The 15,243-nt window shown below is 64.5% G+C and carries 16 protein-coding genes; 12 read left to right on the top strand and 4 right to left on the bottom strand.

What is annotated here, in order from left to right:
• Window positions 1-250: 250 nt before the first annotated feature.
• From VI26_RS19915 to aroF, 3 genes are read left to right on the top strand one after another with little or no spacing between them, the layout of a single operon-like run.
• A complete protein-coding gene (locus VI26_RS19915; protein ID WP_048411511.1) occupies window positions 251-832 on the top strand; it encodes a TIGR00730 family Rossman fold protein in 582 nt (193 codons plus the stop codon).
• An 18-nt stretch (window positions 833-850) separates the two neighbouring features.
• Entirely contained in the window at window positions 851-1,417 is a 567-nt protein-coding gene (locus VI26_RS19920) for a hypothetical protein (protein ID WP_048411512.1), read from the top strand.
• Between the two features lie 22 nt (window positions 1,418-1,439).
• A complete protein-coding gene (gene aroF, locus VI26_RS19925) occupies window positions 1,440-2,456 on the top strand; it encodes a 3-deoxy-7-phosphoheptulonate synthase (RefSeq protein ID WP_048411513.1) in 1,017 nt (338 codons plus the stop codon).
• A gap of 70 nt (window positions 2,457-2,526) precedes the next feature.
• Here the strand turns inward: aroF and VI26_RS19930 are convergent, their stop codons facing one another.
• The 3 genes from VI26_RS19930 to VI26_RS19940 form a co-directional block, all read right to left on the bottom strand.
• Complete coding sequence (locus VI26_RS19930; RefSeq protein WP_048411514.1) at window positions 2,527-3,171, bottom strand: TetR/AcrR family transcriptional regulator; 645 nt, start codon at window positions 3,169-3,171, stop codon at window positions 2,527-2,529.
• A 97-nt stretch (window positions 3,172-3,268) separates the two neighbouring features.
• The gene (locus VI26_RS19935; protein WP_053074545.1) at window positions 3,269-4,135 is read right to left on the bottom strand and encodes a mechanosensitive ion channel domain-containing protein; all 867 of its coding nucleotides are present in this window, start codon (window positions 4,133-4,135) and stop codon (window positions 3,269-3,271) included.
• A gap of 15 nt (window positions 4,136-4,150) precedes the next feature.
• Entirely contained in the window at window positions 4,151-5,761 is a 1,611-nt protein-coding gene (locus VI26_RS19940) for a peptide chain release factor 3 (protein ID WP_048411515.1), read from the bottom strand.
• Window positions 5,762-5,872: 111 nt separating this feature from the next.
• On the opposite strand from VI26_RS19940, the gene VI26_RS19945 reads away from it, so the two are divergent.
• From VI26_RS19945 to VI26_RS19985, 9 genes are all read left to right on the top strand, one after another.
• Window positions 5,873-8,116: a TonB-dependent receptor domain-containing protein gene (locus tag VI26_RS19945; RefSeq protein WP_082151171.1), complete on the top strand. Its 2,244-nt coding sequence runs from the start codon at window positions 5,873-5,875 to the stop codon at window positions 8,114-8,116.
• 100 nt (window positions 8,117-8,216) lie between these two features.
• Window positions 8,217-8,834: a riboflavin synthase gene (locus tag VI26_RS19950; protein ID WP_048411516.1), complete on the top strand. Its 618-nt coding sequence runs from the start codon at window positions 8,217-8,219 to the stop codon at window positions 8,832-8,834.
• Window positions 8,835-8,836: 2 nt separating this feature from the next.
• Window positions 8,837-9,493, top strand: a complete 657-nt coding sequence (locus VI26_RS19955; protein ID WP_048411517.1) for a diphthine--ammonia ligase — start codon at window positions 8,837-8,839, stop codon at window positions 9,491-9,493.
• Between the two features lie 61 nt (window positions 9,494-9,554).
• Entirely contained in the window at window positions 9,555-10,661 is a 1,107-nt protein-coding gene (ribBA, locus tag VI26_RS19960) for a bifunctional 3,4-dihydroxy-2-butanone-4-phosphate synthase/GTP cyclohydrolase II (protein WP_048411518.1), read from the top strand.
• 79 nt (window positions 10,662-10,740) lie between these two features.
• On the top strand, window positions 10,741-11,211 hold the full coding sequence (gene ribH, locus VI26_RS19965; RefSeq protein WP_048411519.1) for a 6,7-dimethyl-8-ribityllumazine synthase: 471 nt from the start codon (window positions 10,741-10,743) through the stop codon (window positions 11,209-11,211).
• A gap of 66 nt (window positions 11,212-11,277) precedes the next feature.
• Window positions 11,278-11,724 (top strand): transcription antitermination factor NusB, encoded by a 447-nt coding sequence (gene nusB / locus VI26_RS19970; protein WP_048411520.1) that lies wholly within the window; start codon window positions 11,278-11,280, stop codon window positions 11,722-11,724.
• A gap of 82 nt (window positions 11,725-11,806) precedes the next feature.
• Complete coding sequence (gene thiL / locus VI26_RS19975; protein WP_048411521.1) at window positions 11,807-12,757, top strand: thiamine-phosphate kinase; 951 nt, start codon at window positions 11,807-11,809, stop codon at window positions 12,755-12,757.
• Window positions 12,741-13,259 carry a phosphatidylglycerophosphatase A gene (locus VI26_RS19980; RefSeq protein WP_048411522.1) on the top strand — a complete coding sequence of 173 codons (519 nt, stop codon included), beginning with the start codon at window positions 12,741-12,743 and terminating at the stop codon, window positions 13,257-13,259. Before thiL ends, VI26_RS19980 begins: the two co-directional genes overlap by 17 nt.
• A 177-nt stretch (window positions 13,260-13,436) precedes the next feature.
• Complete coding sequence (locus VI26_RS19985) at window positions 13,437-14,294, top strand: neutral zinc metallopeptidase (protein ID WP_048411523.1); 858 nt, start codon at window positions 13,437-13,439, stop codon at window positions 14,292-14,294.
• A gap of 63 nt (window positions 14,295-14,357) precedes the next feature.
• On the opposite strand, the gene VI26_RS19990 is transcribed toward VI26_RS19985, so the two are convergent.
• Window positions 14,358-15,215, bottom strand: coding sequence for an efflux RND transporter periplasmic adaptor subunit (locus tag VI26_RS19990; RefSeq protein WP_048411524.1), 858 nt, complete (start codon window positions 15,213-15,215; stop codon window positions 14,358-14,360).
• Window positions 15,216-15,243 lie beyond the last annotated feature (28 nt).

Genomic DNA, 15,243 nt, shown 5'->3' on the forward strand with positions numbered 1-15,243 from the left:
CCGTTTCGAAATGCTCATGTACCGCGTGTACATTCCGCTTTCTCAGCGGTTTTCGCCTTGTCTCGCTCTGGCTCGCGAGATCGTAAACACGTTCTGAGAACCTGCTCGCGAGACTTTGAGCAGGCTCTGAGCACTGTTGATGGTCTCTGCGCACCGTCAGGCGAGCATGGTGGGTAGCGAGGAATGAGGTTCAGGCGGGCCGCGCAGCGGCCCGCTGTGTTTTTGAAACTGATTTTTTGGGGAAACAAGAATGAAAGCGATCTGTCTGTTTTGCGGTTCCAACAAGGGCGCCAAGCCGGAGTACGAAGCGGCCGCGCGCGAGTTTGGCCGCACGCTGGCTGAGCAGGGCATCACCCTGGTTTACGGCGCTGGCAAAGTCGGTCTGATGGGCGTGGCGGCGGATGCGGCGTTGGCGGCCGGCGGCAAGGTCATCGGCGTGATCCCGGAATTTCTCAAGGCCAAGGAAGTGGCCCATACCGGGCTGACGGAAATCCATGTCACCGAAACCATGCATCAGCGCAAGGCGTTGATGGCCGAGCTGTCCGACGGCTTCGTCGCCTTGCCGGGCGGTTTCGGCACTTTCGACGAATTGTTCGAGATCCTGACCTGGGGCCAACTGTCCTTGCATGGCAAGCCGGTGGGCCTGCTGGACGCGGCCGGCTATTACCAGCCCTTGCACCGGATGATGGAGCACGCGGTGGCCGAGGGCTTCGCCCGTCCCGGCAATATGGATTTGTTCCGCATCAGCGAAGACCTGCCCACGCTGCTGGCGCAGATGCGCGCTTACCAGCCGCAAGAGGTGGCCAAATGGCTGGACCTGGCCAAGGCCTGAGCCGACGTTGAAGCCGAGATGACGAGAGAAGCGGCGGCGCAGGGCTGGCGTCGATTGAAACGGGCGCTGACCTGGCCGCTGGCCTTGCTGGCGGCCTTGATCATCCTGTTCGAGGAATACGCGTGGGACGAGCTGTCCGCGGCCTTGGGGCGGTTGGCCGCCTGGCCGCCGTTGGCGGCGCTGGAGCGGCGCATCGCCAATTTGCCGCCATGGGCCGCGTTGGCGATGTTCGCGCTGCCGGCCGCCTTGTTGCTGCCGGTGAAGCTGGCGGCGCTATTCCTGATCGGGCGCGGCCACGCGCTGCTGGGCTTGCTGATCATCCTGCTGGCCAAGCTGGGTGGCACCGCACTGGCGGCGCGGCTGTTCACGCTGACCCGGCCGGCGTTGATGCGGGTGGCCTGGTTTGTGCGGCTGTATAATGGTTTCGTTTACTGGCGCGGGCGTATTTTCGAACGCTTGCATGCTTCGGCGCCGTGGCGGCTGGCGCATGCGCTTGCCGGTTTTTTCCGGCGTGGCGCGCAACGCTCGTCATTCTGGTCGCGCATAGGCCGGCGCTTGGCTCGGCGCTGGCGCGGACGGCGATGAAGGACTTTGAACAGGATAGCGGATGATCATCATCATGAACCGGCTGGCGCCGGAAAGCGAAGTGACGGCGGTGGTGGACAAGATTCGCGCCGCGGGTCTCAGCGAGCATGTATCGCGCGGCGCGGAGCGCACCATCATCGGCGCGGTGGGCGATGAGCGCAGCCTGTCGCCGGAGATGTTCGAATCCATGCCCGGCGTGGAGCGGGCGATGCGGGTGGTGCGCGAATACCGCATCGTGTCGCGGGAAACCCATCCGCAGGACAGCGTGGTGCAGGTGCGCGGCCTGGCCTTCGGTGGCCCGGCCTGGCAGGTGATCGCCGGCCCGTCGGCGGTGGAGTCCGGCGCCCAGGTCGCTGCCGCCGCCCGGGCCGCGCGCGAAGCCGGTTGCCGCCTGCTGCATGGCGGGGTGTTCAAGCAGCATCCCAGTCCCTATGGCTTTCAGGGCCTGGGGGTCGAAGGCATCGAGCAATTGATCGCCGCCGGTCGCGCCGAAGGCCTGCCGGTGGTGTCCGAACTGGCCGATGTGCGCATGCTGGATGTGTTCCTGGAGCAGGGCGTGGACGTGATCCAGATCGGTTCGCGCAGCATGCAGAATGTCGAGCTGCTGAAGGAGGTGGGGCGCTTGAACAAGCCGGTCATCCTCAAGCGCGGCGTCGCCGCGACCTTGGGAGACTGGCTGATGGCGGCCGAGTACATCGCCGCCGGCGGCAACCACAACATCGTGTTCTGCGAGCGCGGCATCCGCAGCTTTGAACCAGCCTACCGCGCCACGCTGGACGTGAGCGCGATTCCCTTGCTCAAGCGCGAGACCCATTTGCCGGTGATCGTCGATCCCAGCCATGCCGCCGGCAAGGCCTGGCTGGTGCCTGCCTTGGCCAAGGCGGCGCTGGCGGCTGGCGCCGACGGCTTGCTGCTGGACATGCATCCGCAGCCGGAGGCCGCTTTGTGCGAGGCGGACCAGGCCTTGACGCCGGCCGGGCTGGCCGCGCTGATGGCGGAGTTGCGGCCCTTGGCGCAAGCCTTGGGGCGCAGCCTGTAATCTGCTTCGACGCGTCGATGCATGAAAAAAGCCGCGGACACGCGGCTTTGCTTTTTTCTGCGCCTAGCGCTCAAACCTTGTGGCGTTCGCACAGCGCGCGGAAGGCGCCCATGTATTCGTCCTGCACATAGGGTTTGAGCAGGGCCAGCACTTGCAGCACGCCGCGATGGCCGGATTCCTCGGTGATCGGCGCTTTCGGGCGCGCGGTCTGCTCGAAGGCGAACCAGAACTTCACCACCAGCCAGATATTGATGCTGACCGGCTCGATGTCCTCTTCATCCATCTGCAGCAGACCCAGACGGATGAATTCGCGGAAGTGCTCGGCCAGGATGTTCTTCAGCTCGGTATTGACGAATTGGTGGTACTCCGACTGCATCTGCGGATTGCGCGCCAGCATGCCCGGCAGGTCATAGAACATGAAGCGGAACTGCCACATCGCCAGGAAGGCGGTGTCCAGATAGTTGACCAGGTCGTCCACCGTCATTTCGCGGTTTTCCGGCACCGCCAGGCGCTGATTGATGAACTCGCGGTACATCAGGAAGATCTGGTAGACGATCTCTTCCTTGTTGCGGAAGTGGTAGTACAGATTGCCGGGGCTGATGCCCAGGTGGGCGGCGATGTGATTGGTGGTGATGCTGCGCTCGCCCTGTTCGTTGAACAGCTTGAGGCTCTCCTGGATGATGCGGTCGTAGGTTTTGATTCGGTTTTTGCTCATGATGCGCTTGGACTGCTCAATGACATTCGCGATTCGCCATTCTAACGCATACTTGGAGTTCTTGCTCTAATTTTTTGGGTATGAAACGCCCGTCGCTTCAGGCTAGGGCGGCGCTATCCTGTTCCGGGAAGCACTGCGCCAGGAAGCTGTGCAGAATGGTCTGTTCGATACGATGCCGGTCCCGCGCCGGAATCGCGATGCGCAAGATCAACTGATAGCGTTTTTCGTCCACCGGCTGCAGCGCGATGCGCGGTTCCACCGACGGAATGTCCACCAGATTGCGCTTGGCCATGTCTTCCATGTGCTGGCGCGCCACTTCCAGATGCGGCTGGCAGGATTCCAGCGCCGCCGTCATCAGCAGCCGCTCGGCGCGGATGGGCGATACGGTGTAGGCCATCGGCACGTTGACGATGTGCATCACGTAATCGCCCATATAGTTTTCGCGTATCACCGGCGTGGACAGCAGCAGGCTGTTGGGAAAGGTCAGCGCCCGCCCGGTCATCTGGTGCGAGCTGTGATTGGGGCCGATTTCCATCACCGTGGTGGACAGCAGGCCGATGTCCACCACTCGGCCGCGCACCGTGCCCACCTCGATGTGATCGCCCAGGCTGTAGCTGTTGGAGGTCTGGCGCACCAGGCCGCCGGACAGGCACATGATCAGCTCCTTGGTGGCCAGGATCAGCGCGGCGGCGAAGGCCAGCATCGACACCGCGATGGTTTGCAGCTCGCTGGCCCAGATCAGGCCGATGCCGGCCAGGCCGGAGACGAACAGCACATTGCGGGTGTTGACCGACCAGCGCCGCTTGGACTCGATCGCGATGCTGCTATTGGCCGCCAGCAGCCGGTCCACCACCAGGCGGATGATCAGCAGGGTGGCGACCAGGATCAGCGAGCGCGCGATCTCGTGCGAGTAGTTGTCGCGTAGATAGTTGATCAAGTCGAACAAGGTGGCCTTGGGCTCCATGGTGCGGTTTCAGTGTCAGTCGTTGAGTTTGACCGCGTGCTCCCTGGTTTCGTGGAACACGATGTCCGGCCAGCGTTCCTGGGTCAGTTGCAGATTGACGCGGTTGGGCGCCAGGTAGGCGAGGTTGCCGCCGGCATCGGTGGCGATGTTGATTTGCAGCGCCTTGACGAATTCGTCCAGCTTCTTGCGGTCGTCGCAGCTGAACCAGCGCGCCGACCAGATGCTGGCGGATTCGAACATCGCGTCGACGCCGTATTCTGCGGCCAGGCGCGAGGCCACCACTTCGAACTGCAGCACGCCCACCGCGCCCAGGATCAGGTCGCCGCCGCTATGCGGCTTGAACACTTGCACCGCGCCTTCCTCGCCCAACTGCTGCAAGCCCTTTTGCAACTGCTTCAGCTTCAAGGGGTTTTTGATGCGCACGCCGCGGAACAGTTCCGGCGCGAAGAAGGGAATGCCGGTGAAGGTCAGTTCCTCGCCCTCGGAAAAGCTGTCGCCGATCTGGATATTGCCGTGGTTGGGGATGCCGATGATGTCGCCGGCGAACGCTTCTTCCACGATCTCGCGGTCATGCGACATGAAGGTCACCACGCTGGAGGCGGCGATGTCGCGGTTCAGGCGCAGGTGCTTCATCTTCATGCCGCGCTCGAACTTGCCGGAACACACGCGCAGGAAGGCGATGCGGTCGCGGTGCTTGGGGTCCATATTGGCCTGGATCTTGAACACGAAGCCGGAAAACTTGCTCTCGGTGGGCGCGACCGCGCGCACGGTGGCGTCGCGCAACTGCGGCGCCGGCGCCCAGTTGATCAGCGCGTCCAGGATCTCGCGCACGCCGAAGTTGTTGATGGCGGAACCGAAGAACACCGGGGTCAGTTCGCCGGCCAGGAATTGCTCCAGGTTCCACTCATTGGACGCGCCCTTGACCAGTTCGATCTCCATGCGCAGCTGTTCCATTTCCAGCGGGAACAGTTGATCCAGACGCGGATTGTCTATGCCCTTTATCACTTCCACATCGGTGATCAGCTTTTCCGCGCCCGGCTCGAACAGGATCACCTCGTCGTTCAGCAGGCTGTAGACGCCGCGGAAGGCCTTGCCCATGCCGATGGGCCAGGTGATCGGCGCGCAGCGTATCTTCAGTACATTCTCCACTTCGTCCAGCAGTTCCAGGCTGTCGCGCACTTCGCGGTCGTACTTGTTCATGAAGGTGACGATGGGAGTGTCGCGCAGCCGGCAGACGTTCAACAGCTTGATGGTCTGTTCTTCCACGCCCTTGGCGGCGTCTATCACCATCAGCGCGCTGTCCACCGCGGTCAGCACGCGGTAGGTGTCTTCGGAGAAGTCCTGGTGGCCGGGGGTGTCCAGCAGGTTGACGGTGTGCTCGCGGTATTCGAACTGCATCACCGAGGACGCCACCGAGATGCCGCGCTGCTTCTCGATTTCCATCCAGTCTGAGGTGGCGAACTTGCCGCCTTTCTTGCCCTTGACGGTGCCGGCCATCTGAATCGCGCCGGAGAACAGCAGCAGCTTCTCGGTCAGCGTGGTTTTACCGGCGTCGGGGTGGGAGATGATGGCGAAGGTGCGGCGGTGCGACACTTCTTCGGCGATGTTGGCGAGTTCGGCGGACATGTGGATGCGTGTTGGGAATTCAATAAAGCCGGGTATTTTACCGGACTTGCCTTAAGGTGGAAGTTTTATGTTAATATTGAGAATGATTATCATTAATAAAACAAAACCGTGATGCCTTGCTCTCGCTTTTCTCTGCCTTGCCTCAAGCCCATTTCCCTCGTTCAACATCCGCCGCGTTTCCGTCCCAAGATCCTGGTCTTGAGCCTGGCCTGCCTGGCCGCGCCCGCCGCCTGGGCGGAGGAGGCCGCCGGAAGGCTGGACACGGTGCACGTCAGCGCCGACGCGCCGCCGGCGCGGGTGGGCAGCAATAAGCTGAACCGCGAGGAGATCGAGCGGCCGCAGGCTCGCTCCCTGGCCGAGGTGCTGGACGCATTGCCCGGCGTCAATGCCGGCGGCTCGCAGCGGCCCGGCGGTCAGACCATCAATGTCTGGGGCTTCGAGTCGGTGGAGCATGTGCAGGTGATGCTGGATGGCGCGCCGCAAGGCTTCGACAAATACCAGCAGGGTAGCTCCTTCATCGATCCGGAGTTGCTGGGCTCGGTGGAGGTGCTGAAGGGCGGGCATTCGCCGTTCTACGGCAATGGCGCGTTCGGCGCCGTGGTCAAGGCGGAAACCAAGACCGTGGCGGAGCTGTTGCAGCCGGGCAAGTCGGTGGGCGGTTTCGCCAAGCTGATGTATCAGGACAACGGCAATCAGTTCGGTCAGTCGCTGGCCGCCTATGCCGGCGGACCGGGCAGCAAGGCCGACATCCTGGCCTATATGACCCGTTCGCGCGCCGGTAACGGCAAGCTGGGCGATGGCTCAAGCATGATGTTCTCCGGCAACGACCTGGAGGGCGGTATGTTGAAGCTGGCCTGGCGTCCGGTGGCGGGCCATCGACTGCGCCTGGGCTGGACGCGCCAGGAGGAGGAGCGGCGCACGCCGTGGGCGGCCAAGCGCGGCGATATCCCGGCGCCGAGCGAGAGCGAAATCAAGCAATACGGTTTTGAAGGCGCGTGGCTGCGCAAATCCGTCTGGCGCGAGCAGGAAAACGAAACGGTGAGCGCGGACTGGAGCTTTGCCGGCGATTCGCCGTGGTTGGACTTGCAATTGAGCTATGCCCAGTCGCGCCGCTATCAGCACGACACCCGTCCTCCGACGGCGAGCATCTATGCCTTTTCCTCGCAATTTGGCAATGAAAGCTGGGTGACTCAGCGTGATCGGCGCCTGGAGTTGCGCAACACCGCCCGCTTCGGTTCCGGCTGGGCGAGCCAGGAAGTCACCGTGGGCGTCAGCTGGGCGCACAAGACGCTGGACGCGCTGTTCTACCGCCCGGACAAGCGCAAGGACCCCGCCTATAACTACGGCTATCTGAACCCGCGGTACCAGCCTCCGGGCGAGGAAACCGTGCGTTCCGCCTACTGGGTGCATCAATGGCAGCCGCTGGCCGGCCTGACGCTGACGCCTTCGCTGCGTTACGACCATGTGTGGATACAAGGGCGGGAAAACCTGGCTTCCGCGTATAACGACCCGGCCAAGGGGCATGACTACAGCGGTCTGGCCTATTCCGGCTGGTCGCCGCGGCTGGGCGCGCGCTGGAATTTCCGTCCCGGCTGGGCGCTGGACACCGCTTACAGTCGCACCTGGCGCGCGCCGGGCGTGGACGAGGTCTACGATACCCAGACTTTGGGTAGCACCACCGCCAGCAGCCGCCAACTACGGCCGGAAACGCTGAATGCGTTCAAGCTGGGCCTGGAATACGAGCGCGGCAATGTGCTGAGGCCTGGAGACAATCTGTCGGCGGCGCTGACCTGGTATCGCCAAATCGTCAAGAGCGATATCGCTCAGCGCTTGGGGAAAAACCGTGGCGACGGGCCGGGCTGGCCGCTGCCGCCAGGGGCGGGTCTTTACCGCAACATGCCCGGCTACGTGATCCAGGGCTTCGAATTGGAGGGGCGTTATCAGGTCGGCGGCTGGTTCGGCAGCCTGTCCTTGTCTTCCACCAAGGGGGATCGCAATCACAGCCTGCTGGATCCGTGGGGCAAGGATGAGCCGATCACCAATATCCCGCCGCGCAAGGCGATGGTGAATCTGGGTTATCGCTGGAACAAGCTCGGTCTGTCCTTGAGCGGGCAGGGCAAGTTCGTGCGCAAGCAGGACCGGGTGTTGCACGATAATGCCTTCGCTTATCCGGCGCAGCATGGCTACTCGCTGTATGGCCTGTTCCTGGGCTGGCAGCCGCAGGGCCGGCTCAAGGGCCTGGAGGCGCGGCTGGCGGTGGACAATCTGTTCAACACCCAATACATCCCCTACCTGACCGAGGGTGCCGAGGGCATGGGGCGGGCGATACGCACCAGCGTGTCCTGGCGCTTCTGATTGCTGGGAAAGGCTTGAGTCCGATTTGAGACCAGGAGGGGCCGCGCGCCCCTCCTTGCGTTACAATGGCGCTCCGAATCCCTAGCAAAGGAGCGTCTTCGTGTTCACCGGTATTGTCCAAGGCATGGCGGAAGTGGTCGCCATCACGGAGAAGCAGGACTTCCGTACTCATACGCTGCGCCTGCCGGCGGCCTTGCTGCCCGGCCTGGAGCTGGGCGCCTCGGTGGCTCATAACGGCTGCTGCCTCACCGTCACCGCCATCAATGGCGATCAAGTTTCCTTCGACCTGATGCGCGAAACCCTGCGCGTCACCAATCTGGGCCTGCTGCAAGTGGGCGACCGCGTCAATATCGAGCGCGCCGCGCGTTTCGGCGACGAAATCGGCGGCCACGCGATGTCCGGCCACATCATCTGCCTGGCCAAGGTGCTCAAGGTCATCGACCAGCCCGATAATCGCAGCGTCTGGTTCGAGCTGCCGTCCGAATACGGCAAATTCGTGTTCACCAAGGGCTATATCGGTATAGACGGCATCAGCCTGACCATAGGCGAGGTGGCGGACAACCGTTTCTGCGTGCACCTGATTCCGGAAACGCTGGAGCGCACCATCATCAAGTCGCGCAAGGTGGGCGATCTGATCAATATTGAAGTCGATCCGCAGACCCAGGCCATCGTGGAAACGGTGGAACGGGTGCTGGCCCAGCGCGGGACCGCGGCGTGAGCATGGCCGGCCGGCGCGTGCTGGCCTCCTGGAGCGGCGGCAAGGATTCCTGTCTGGCGCTGTGGCGCGCGGTGAGCGCCGGCGCCAGCACGCAGGGTTTGCTGACCATGATGGACGAACACGGCCAGCGCTCGCGTTCGCACGGCGTGCGGCCGGAAGTGCTGGCTTTGCAGGCGGCGGCCCTGGGCCTGCCCTTGCGCGTGGGACGCGCGAGCTGGGACGGCTATGAAGCCGAGTTCATCGCCCGGCTTGGCGAGGCGCGCGCCGACGGCTGCGAGGCCGTGGTGTTCGGCGACATCGACCTGGACGCCCACCGCGAGTGGGAGGAAAAAGTCTGCGCCGCCGCCGGCGTGCAAGCCTGGCTGCCCTTGTGGCAGCAGCCGCGCGCCCAATTGGTGCGAGAATTCATCGATGCCGGCTTCAGCGCCCGCATCGTGGTGGTGAACACCCGGCTGGCGGACGCGCAATGGCTGGGCTGCGAGTTGAGCCACGAAGTGGTGGAGCGGATGCTGGCGGCGGGATTGGACCCCTGCGCCGAAGCCGGCGAGTTTCATTCCCTGGCGACGGCCGGACCCTTGTTCGCGCGGCCGCTGAGCCTGCGCGACGGCGGCATCCATCGCCATGGAGATTATGTCAGCCTGGACCTGTTGCCAGGCTGATAGCGAATTCACCGCGGGCGCCGGCCCGCGCTAAAAACAAGTGCTTACGAAGGAAAATGGAATGGCTATTTCCCCGATTCAGGACATTATCGCCGACATCAAGGCCGGCAAGATGGTGGTGCTGGTGGACGCCGAGGACCGCGAGAACGAAGGCGATCTGGTGATGGCGGCGGAGTTCGTCACCCCGGAGGCGATCAACTTCATGGCCAAGCACGGCCGCGGGCTGATCTGCCTGACGCTGACCGAAGAGCGCTGCCAGCAGTTGAACCTGCCGCTGATGGTCAGCAATAACGGCACCCCGTACAGCACCAACTTCACCGTCTCCATCGAAGCCGCCACCGGTGTGACCACCGGCATTTCCGCGGCGGATCGCGCCCGCACCGTGCAAGCCGCGGTGGCGCGGCTGGCCAAGCCGGCGGACCTGGTGCAGCCGGGTCACATCTTCCCGCTGAAGGCGCAAAAGGGCGGTGTGCTGATCCGCGCCGGCCATACCGAGGCCGGTTGCGACCTGGCGATGCTGGCCGGACTGGAGCCGGCCGGTGTGATCTGCGAGATCATGAACGACGATGGCACCATGGCGCGCCTGCCGGAGCTGCAGGCATTCGCGCGCGAGCACGATCTGAAAGTGGGCACCATCGCCGATCTGATCCAATACCGCAGCCGTACCGAGTCGCTGGTGGAAAAAGTGGGCCAGCGCCCGGTGGAAACCCCGTTCGGCTCCTTCGCGCTGCATGTGTTCCGCGACATCACCACCGGCGCCACCCATCTGGCCCTGGTCAAGGGCGAGATCCAGGCGCAGCGCGAAACCCTGGTGCGGGTGCATGAGCCCTTGTCGGTGATCGACGTGCTGGCGCCCTTGTGCAGCCAGCATTCCTGGACCGTGCCCAATGCGCTGGAAATGATAGAGGAGGCCGGCCACGGCGTGGTGGTGCTGCTGTATCGCGACGAAACCGGCGAGGCGCTGGCGCAGCGCGCGCTGGGCCTGGAGCAACAGAAGCAGCGCTGGGACAGCAAGACCTTCGGCATCGGCGCGCAAATGCTCAAGGCGCTGGGCGTCGGCAAGATGAAGCTGATGACCTCGCCGGTCAGCCTGCCATCCATGACCGGTTTCGACCTGGAAGTCACCGGCTTCTGCCAGCCGGGCGCCTTCCACGTCGACGTGGAATGACCGGCCGCGCCATGGCTAAGCCCCGGGGATTAAGGTACAATCTCCGGTTTTCCGTAGTGATTCCGCCGCGAGGAACAAGATGCTTCAAGCTATCCAGCGTATAGAACCCGATCTGACGGGCAAGGGCCTGAAAATCGGTATTGTGATGGCGCGTTTCAACACCCCGGTTTGCGAAGGCCTGCGCGACGCCTGCCTGGGCGAGCTGGCCCGGCTGGGCGTGGACGCTCAAGACGTGACCCTGGCCACGGTGCCGGGCGCGCTGGAAGCGCCGCTGGTATTGCAGACCATGGCCAAGAGCGGCCGCTTCGACGCCTTGGTGGCGCTGGGAGCGGTGATCCGCGGCGAAACCTACCATTTCGAACTGGTGTCGAATGAATCCGGCGCGGGCGTGACCCGGGTCGGCCTGGACTTCGACATCCCGATCGCCAACGCGATTCTGACCACCGAAACCGACGAGCAGGCCGAAGTGCGCATGCTGGAGAAGGGCGGCGACGCCGCCCGCGTCGCGGTGGAGATGGCGAATCTGCGCAAGCGCATTTTGCGCGGCTGATCGGCTCCCGCCAAGATACCGGAGCCGGGCTTGCCCGGCTCACCGCTCTTTACAAGGAACACCGCTATGAAAACCGCCCGCCGCCGCGCTCGCGAATTTGCCATTCAGGGCATTTATGAGTGGGAGCTGAACCCGGATCGTCCGGCCTCCCTGATCGAAAAGCATCTGCGAGAGAACGAATACTTCGCCAAGGCCGATGAAGCCTTGTTCCGCGAAATCCTGTACGGCGTGCTGAAGGACGTGGGCGCGCTGTCCAAGCAGATCGGCCACTATTACGAACGCGCCGAGGACGAAGTCAGCCCGGTGGAGCGCGCGGTGCTGCTGATGGCCGCGCTGGAACTGACCCAGCATCCGGAAACCCCGTATCCGGTGATCATCAATGAAGCCATCGAGATCACCAAGACCTTCGGCGGCACCGACGGCCATAAATTCGTCAACGGCGTGCTGGACAAGCTGGCTGCCGAAGTGCGCACCGACGAAGTGGCGTCGCAGAAGGCCCGTCGCCAGAACTGAGGCAGCGCAGCAGACGCGCTATCTGGTTAAAACACACCCGCGGCAGCGGGTGTTTTTGCATCGGACGCGCAGAAAGACCGCAATGAATGAATTTGAACTGATCCGCCGTTATTTCACCCGCCCGGCGCAGCGCGCGGTGTTGGGCGTGGGCGACGACGCCGCCATCCTGCGGCCGGCGGCGGACTGCGATCTGCATGTGTCGGTGGACATGCTGGTGCAAGGCCGGCATTTCTTCGCCGACGTCGCGCCGCGGGCCTTGGGCCACAAGACGCTGGCGGTGAACTTGTCCGACATGGCGGCCATGGGCGCCGCTCCGCGCTGGGTGGTGCTGTCGCTGGCGCTGCCGGCGGCGGACGAGGCCTGGATCGCCGGCTTCGCCCAAGGTTTTTTCGAACTGGCCGAGCGCTACGGCGTGGACGTGGTCGGCGGCGACACCACGCGCGGCCCGTTGACGCTGTCGGTCACCGTCGGCGGCGAGACGCCGCGCGGCCAGGCTTTGCGCCGCGCGGCCGCGCGGCCGGGCGACGATATCTGGGTCAGCGGCGAACTGGGCCTGGGGGCGATGGCGGTGCGCAGCCGGCTGGGCAAGATCGAGCCCTTGCCGGACGGCCTGCGCGAAGCGGCCTGGCGCAAGCTGGAATATCCGGAGCCGCGCATTGCGCTGGGCCAGGCGTTGTTGCCGCTGGCGCATGCCGCCGCCGACGTGTCGGACGGCTTGTTGTCGGACCTGTGGCACATCGCCGCCGCCTCGCATGTGGCGGCGGAAGTCTGGGCCGATGCGCTGCCCTCGCATCCACAGGCGGAGGCGGCGCGCGGGCAATGGCTGGATTGCCTGGCCGCCGGCGGCGACGATTACGAACTGGTGTTCACCGCGCCGGCCGAGCGCCGGACGCAGATCGAGGCCTGCGCCGCAACGGCCGGTTGCCGTCTCAGCCGCATCGGCCGCGTTGTCGCGGGTCAGGGCGTCAGCCTGCTGGACGGCGCCGGCACCATCATCAAACTGGGGAGCATCGGCTATGACCACTTCAACTGAGCGGGAAACGCTGAAACTGCAGCCGGACTGGCGTTTCGTGCTCAGCCATCCGGCCCATTTCCTGGCCTTTGGCTTCGGCAGCGGCCTGGCGCGCAAGGCGCCGGGCACTTGGGGCACGCTGGCCGCTTATCCCTTGTTCTTTGTGCTGAACGCGCTGGGAGTGCAAGGCCTGGCTTTGGCCGTGCTGTGTCTGCCCTTGTTCGTCGCAGGTGTCTGGATCTGCGGCTACACCGGCAAGGCGCTGGGCGTGCACGACTACGGTGGCATTGTCTGGGACGAGATCGTCGCCATGCTGTTGGTGCTGGCGTTTACGCCGGCCACGCCGCTGGGCTGGCTGTTGGCTTTTGCGCTGTTCCGCCTGTTCGACATTCTCAAGCCCTGGCCGATACGCTGGCTGGATCGCCGCGTCGGCGGCGGCTTCGGCGTGATGGTGGACGACCTGCTCGCCGCGGCGTTCGCGCTGGCGGCGATGTGGCTGCTGCTGCGCGGCTGGCCGCTGTAGCGGGCAGCGCGGCCGGATGGAGAAAAAGGGGTGATAGCCCCTTTTTTTGCGACCGGCGGCGGGGTCCGGCTAGGCGATGTCAATGCGAGCGCGTACCATGTCAGGCTTTTTCATGCTCATGGTCTTGCCGCCGCGGCGAGGCATGGGACGGTATGGATTGAGTTTTGGAGGCCGTGCATGCGTTGGGATGGGAACCGGGAAAGCGATAATGTGGAAGATCGCCGTGGCGAAAGCGGCGGCGGGGGTGGCGGGGCGTTCGGCGTCGGCGCGGTCTTGATCGGCCTGGTGGCCTGGTTGGTGTTCGATGTCAACCCGCTGACGGTGATCAATCTGCTCAGTGAAATGGAGCCGGTGGCCGAGCAGCAGGCCCCGGCCAGAGCGAGTGCGCCGGACGACCGCGACGCCAAGTTCATCCGCGTGATGCTGGCGGATACTGAGGACGTGTGGCGGCCCTTGTTCCAGGCGCAAGGTCAGCGTTACCAGCCACCCAAGCTGGTGATGTTCACAGCGGCGACACCGACGGCCTGCGGTCGCGGCGACGCGGCCATCGGTCCGTTCTACTGTCCCGGCGACGAGAAAATCTATATCGACCTGTCCTTCTTCCATACCCTGGGCCGGGAGTTGGGCGCGCCGGGCGAGTTCGCCCAGGCTTATGTGATCGCGCACGAGGTAGGGCATCATGTCCAGCATCAGCTCGGCATTTCCGCCAAGGTGGACGAGGAAATGGCGCGCAGCGGCGAGAGCCGGGCCAATGCCTTGTCGGTGCGGCTGGAGTTGCAGGCGGACTGTCTGGCCGGGGTATGGGGGCATCATGCCGATCAGGCGCGGCAAATCCTGGAGCAGGGCGACTTGGAGCAGGCGATGAACGCGGCGACCAAGATTGGCGACGATGCCTTGCAGCGCTCGGCCGGGCATGAAGTAGTGCCGGATTCCTTTACCCACGGCAGCGGCGAGCAGCGCGTGCGCTGGTTCCGCCGCGGCTTCGACAGCGGCGACATGGCGCAGTGCGATACCTTCCGCGCGCGGCGGCTGTAACAGCGGCTCAGTAGGAAATGACAAAAGGGGCCAACGGCCCCTTTTGTCATGCTTGTCACCGAGCTAGCGCACCACCACGGTGCAGGTGGTGCCCGCCACCAGCAGCTGTCCGGCCGGCAAGGCGTCCAGCTCGATGCGCACCGGCACTCGCTGCGCCAGGCGCACCCAGTTGAAAGTGGGATTGACGTCGGCCAGCAGTTCGCGGCCGGTGCCGGCGTCGCGGTCGGTGATGCCGCGGGCGATGCTGGCGACGTGGCCGCGCAGCGTGGGACCGCCGCTGAGCAGGGTGATGTCCACCTTGGCGCCGGGTTTGAGCAGCGGCAGCTTGGTTTCCTCGAAATAGCCTTCCACGCGATAGGAATTGCGGTCTATCAGCGCCAGCTTGGGGGCCCCGACGGCGGCGAAGTCGCCGACGTGGACATTGAGATTAGTGACGAAGCCATCCACCGGCGCGCGCACCACGGTGCGTTCCAGATTGAGTTGGGCCAGATCGCGCGCGGCCAGCGCCGCCTGGTATTGGGAACCGGCGGCGGCGGCGGCGTAGGCTGCGGTTTCGCGGTTTTCCGCCGAGACCACCGCGCTATCCAGACCGTTGCGGCGCGCGGCCTCCTGGCCACGACGATTCTTCTCGGTGCGCTGGCCGGCCAGCGCGGCCTCGGCCTGGGTCAGCGCCGCGGCGTAGCGGGCGCGGTCCACCACGAAGAGCACATCGCCCTTGCGCACCGGCTGGTTGTCCTTGACCGCCACCTGGGTGACCAGGCCGGCGACGTCGGCGGACAGGGTGATCACGTCGGCGCGCACGCGGCCGTCGCGGGTCCATGGCGAGTGCATGTAATGATCCCATAGCGCCTTGCCCAGCCAGATGGCGAGCGCCAGCAGCAGCAAGGTGATCAGGTAGCGGATGAGGGTATTTATTCGCATATTGATTATCCGGTTTGGTATTTCAGGG

Source organism: Chromobacterium sp. LK1, assembly GCF_001043555.1.
Classification (GTDB): Bacteria; Pseudomonadota; Gammaproteobacteria; order Burkholderiales; family Chromobacteriaceae; genus Chromobacterium; species Chromobacterium aquaticum.

Coding starts and splice junctions, on each gene's coding strand:
- VI26_RS19915 (WP_048411511.1), top strand. CDS start 251: ATGAAAGCGATCTGTCTGTTTTGCGGTTCCAACAAGGGCGCCAAGCCG.
- VI26_RS19920 (WP_048411512.1), top strand. CDS start 851: ATGACGAGAGAAGCGGCGGCGCAGGGCTGGCGTCGATTGAAACGGGCG.
- aroF (WP_048411513.1), top strand. CDS start 1,440: ATGATCATCATCATGAACCGGCTGGCGCCGGAAAGCGAAGTGACGGCG.
- VI26_RS19930 (WP_048411514.1), bottom strand. CDS start 3,171: ATGAGCAAAAACCGAATCAAAACCTACGACCGCATCATCCAGGAGAGC.
- VI26_RS19935 (WP_053074545.1), bottom strand. CDS start 4,135: ATGGAGCCCAAGGCCACCTTGTTCGACTTGATCAACTATCTACGCGAC.
- VI26_RS19940 (WP_048411515.1), bottom strand. CDS start 5,761: ATGTCCGCCGAACTCGCCAACATCGCCGAAGAAGTGTCGCACCGCCGC.
- VI26_RS19945 (WP_082151171.1), top strand. CDS start 5,873: ATGCCTTGCTCTCGCTTTTCTCTGCCTTGCCTCAAGCCCATTTCCCTC.
- VI26_RS19955 (WP_048411517.1), top strand. CDS start 8,837: ATGGCCGGCCGGCGCGTGCTGGCCTCCTGGAGCGGCGGCAAGGATTCC.
- ribBA (WP_048411518.1), top strand. CDS start 9,555: ATGGCTATTTCCCCGATTCAGGACATTATCGCCGACATCAAGGCCGGC.
- ribH (WP_048411519.1), top strand. CDS start 10,741: ATGCTTCAAGCTATCCAGCGTATAGAACCCGATCTGACGGGCAAGGGC.
- nusB (WP_048411520.1), top strand. CDS start 11,278: ATGAAAACCGCCCGCCGCCGCGCTCGCGAATTTGCCATTCAGGGCATT.
- thiL (WP_048411521.1), top strand. CDS start 11,807: ATGAATGAATTTGAACTGATCCGCCGTTATTTCACCCGCCCGGCGCAG.
- VI26_RS19980 (WP_048411522.1), top strand. CDS start 12,741: ATGACCACTTCAACTGAGCGGGAAACGCTGAAACTGCAGCCGGACTGG.
- VI26_RS19985 (WP_048411523.1), top strand. CDS start 13,437: ATGCGTTGGGATGGGAACCGGGAAAGCGATAATGTGGAAGATCGCCGT.
- VI26_RS19990 (WP_048411524.1), bottom strand. CDS start 15,215: ATGCGAATAAATACCCTCATCCGCTACCTGATCACCTTGCTGCTGCTG.